Source organism: Polaromonas sp. P1_G2 (assembly GCF_056405515.1).
The window spans coordinates 1-3,202 of record NZ_JBFUBY010000371.1 but is presented as its reverse complement, the minus strand read 5'-3'; the positions used below and the strand labels follow the sequence as shown (position 1 = coordinate 3,202).

The 3,202-nt window shown below is 61.8% G+C and carries 5 protein-coding genes; all 5 read right to left on the bottom strand.

Annotated features, from left to right (window positions below):
- Positions 1-292: sigma factor (locus AC1D0P_RS23700; RefSeq protein ID WP_477678981.1), on the bottom strand; the 292-nt coding region annotated here is incomplete at its 3' end.
- Entirely contained in the window at positions 289-831 is a 543-nt protein-coding gene (locus AC1D0P_RS23695; protein ID WP_477678980.1) for a hypothetical protein, read from the bottom strand. The genes AC1D0P_RS23695 and AC1D0P_RS23700, both read right to left, overlap by 4 nt.
- Before the next feature lie 30 nt (positions 832-861).
- Positions 862-2,106: a beta-ketoacyl-ACP synthase II gene (fabF, locus tag AC1D0P_RS23690; protein ID WP_477678979.1), complete on the bottom strand. Its 1,245-nt coding sequence runs from the start codon at positions 2,104-2,106 to the stop codon at positions 862-864.
- A gap of 84 nt (positions 2,107-2,190) precedes the next feature.
- On the bottom strand, positions 2,191-2,430 hold the full coding sequence (gene acpP, locus AC1D0P_RS23685) for an acyl carrier protein (protein WP_007873885.1): 240 nt from the start codon (positions 2,428-2,430) through the stop codon (positions 2,191-2,193).
- 159 nt (positions 2,431-2,589) lie between these two features.
- The coding region (fabG, locus tag AC1D0P_RS23680; RefSeq protein WP_477678978.1) for a 3-oxoacyl-ACP reductase FabG at positions 2,590-3,202 on the bottom strand (613 nt) is incomplete at its 5' end.

Sequence of the window (3,202 nt, the reverse complement as noted above, 5' to 3'; positions counted from 1 at the left end):
TCAGGGCTTTTTTCGCGGTATTCACGGCGATCCGGTACAGCCAGGTGTAAAACTGGGCCTCACCCCTGAATTGCGCCAGGGCCCGGTAGGCCCGGATAAACGTCTCCTGGGCGATGTCTTCCACCAGGTCCACGTCGCGAACCATGCGGCCTATCAGGCGCTGGATGCGCCGCTGGTATTTGATGACCAGGAGCTCATAGGCTTTCTGGTCACCCGCGACGGTGCGCTCGACCAGCATGGCGTCGCTGTCGATGGCTTGCTCCGCCGGCAATGGTGGCAGGTCAGCGCTCATGGAAGGTTTGGCGTGCCGTCAATGGAGTGCATAGCCCCCGATACTGCCACAGCCGGTGCCCCATCCATCCGCAGTGAATCGTGCTGCCAAGGCACAGCGGCCGCCTTGTGCGGCGAAAAAGCCGCCCGGCGCAAGTCCAGCCAGCGCTCGGGCATGCTGCGCCGCTCCATCCAGAGCCACAAACAGGCATGGGCCTGGTTTTCGAGCCGCAGCAGCATGGCATGCTGGAAATCAGCCAGCACCGACAGCCCGTACTCGGCGACGCCGGCCTGGTAGCCCGGACTTTCCCAGCGCCAGACCTCGCCGTCCCAGGCGAGTTGGCCCGCCGGAGCGTTGCGCCAGCCGGTATAGGCCGCGGCGCCGGCGCCAAGCACAAAAACAAGCGCCAGCGCGATACGCCAATCGAGTGGCCTGCCACCCTGGAGAAACCAGGCCAGTGTCAGGAACAGGCCGCAAAGCCACAGGCACAGCAAAAGCGCGCCCAGGAAACGCGAACGCCCCAACGGATAAACAACCGGAGGGGCGTTGTGTGTGGTCAAGGGTTTGGCTTGCGATGCATGCGGGAAAAATCAGGCGCGCTTGAAAACCAGCGTGCCGTTGGTACCGCCAAAACCGAAGTTGTTTTTGACGGCGAGCTCGATCTTGGCGTCACGCGCGGTGTTGGCGCAGTAGTCAAGGTCGCACTCGGGATCCTGGTTGAAGATGTTGATGGTCGGCGGGATCTTCTGGTGATAAAGCGAGAGCACGGTAAACACCGATTCGATGCCGCCCGCCCCACCCAGCAGGTGGCCGGTCATGGACTTGGTAGAGCTGACCACCAGGTCCTTGGCGTGGCCGCCGAACGCCGCTTTGATGGCATTGGTTTCGTTCAGGTCACCCAGTGGCGTGGACGTGCCATGCGCATTGAGGTACTGGACCTCATCGGCGTTGACACCGGCGTTCTTCAAGGCCATCACCATCGAGCGGCGCGGGCCGTCGACGTCGGGGGCGGTCATGTGGTACGCGTCGGCGCTCATGCCGAAGCCGGTCAGCTCGGCGTAAATTTTTGCGCCGCGCGCCTTGGCGTGTTCGTACTCTTCGAGCACCAGCACGCCGCCGCCCTCGCCCAGCACAAAACCATCACGGTCTTTGTCCCAGGGGCGCGAGGCTGTTTTCGGGTCTTCGTTGCGGGTGGACAGGGCGCGGGCGGCCGCGAAGCCGCCTATGCCCAGGGGAGACACGCAGGACTCCGCACCGCCGGCCACCATCACGTCGCAATCGCCGTACTCGATCATGCGGGCCGACAGGCCGATAGCATGCAGGCCGGTGGTGCAGGCCGTGACGACCGCGATGTTGGGGCCCTTGAAGCCGAATTTGATGGACACATGCCCGGAGATCATGTTGATGATCGAGGCAGGCACAAAAAACGGTGAAATCCGGCGCGGGCCGCGATTGACCAGCTCGGTGTGCATCTGCTCGATCATGGGCAGACCGCCAATGCCAGAGCCGATATTGCAGCCGATGCGCGTGGCCAGTTCGTCGCCCAGCGCCTCACCGGTGGGCAAACCGCTGTCGGCCACTGCCTGGAAGGCCGCGGCCAGTCCCAGGTGGATGAAGCGGTCCATGTGCCGGGCTTCTTTTTCGGGGATGTAATCCGCGATGTTGAAACCCTTGACTTCGCCGGCGAATTTGCAGGCGAGATTGCTGGCATCAAACCCGGTGACAAGGTCAATGCCGGGATTGCCGGCAAGAAGATTGGCCCAGGACTCGGCCACGGTATTACCTACCGGGCTGACGCAACCCAGACCTGTCACGACGACACGACGACGGCTCATTCAGAAATCCTGAAAAGAACCTGAAAAGGCCCTGTGGCTTTTCAGGCTTGATGACGGCAGAGTCACAGGCGAAAACCTGCGGCCTCAGGCCTTTTGATGGGTGTTCGCGTAGTCAATCGCGTTCTGGACGGTGGTGATCTTCTCGGCGTCTTCGTCGGGAATCTCAATGCCGAACTCGTCTTCCAGAGCCATAACCAGTTCTACGGTGTCAAGGGAGTCTGCGCCCAGATCGGCCACAAAGGCTTTTTCATTGGTGACCTGGCCTTCTTCCACGCCGAGTTGTTCGGCAATGATTTTCTTAACACGTGCTTCGATATCGCTCATAGTTCCCTCTGAGGGTTGTAAATTAATCCGTGATTTTACCGCGTTAGAGTCGTTTCCCTAAGCACCGCGCCGGACGGATAAAAACCAGCTTCGATTTCCCGTGTTTTACCACTGTCAACCCGCGGTTTTCATGAAACCCCAGGTTGACGGCCCCAAGGGCTACATATACATGCCGCCGTTGACGTGAATCTCCTGGCCGGTAATGTAAGCCGCCTGCGGGCTGGCCACAAAAGCCACAGCGTGCGCAATGTCTTGCGGCTTGCCGAGATGGCCCAGCGGAATCTGCCCCAGCAGCGCTTTTTGCTGCTCTTCGGGCAGGCCGGCCGTCATGTCGGTCTCGATAAAGCCGGGCGCCACGCAATTGACGGTGATGTTGCGCGAACCGAGTTCGCGCGCCAGCGCGCGCGTCATGCCGGCCACGCCGGCCTTGGCGGCCGCGTAATTGGACTGGCCTGCATTACCCGAGGCGCCAACCACCGAGGTGATGCTGATGATGCGGCCGTAGCGCTGCTTCATCATGGTGCGCATCACCGCGCGGCTCATGCGGAACACAGCCTTGAGATTGGTGTCCAGCACCGCATCCCAGTCGTCGTCCTTGAGGCGCATCGCGAGCATGTCGCGCGTGATGCCGGCGTTGTTGACCAGCACCTGCAGGCCGCCGTGCTCCTTGACGATGGCCTCGATCAGCGCTTCGGCGGCGGTGACGTCGTTCACGTTCAGGTTTTTGCCGGCGCAGCTTGGGAAAGCCGCGAGGGCCTGGCCGATCTTGGCC

Bases quoted from the DNA above. Each gene is read 5' to 3' on its own strand.
- fabF (WP_477678979.1), bottom strand. From the start codon at position 2,106: ATGAGCCGTCGTCGTGTCGTCGTGACAGGTCTGGGTTGCGTCAGCCCG.
- acpP (WP_007873885.1), bottom strand. From the start codon at position 2,430: ATGAGCGATATCGAAGCACGTGTTAAGAAAATCATTGCCGAACAACTC.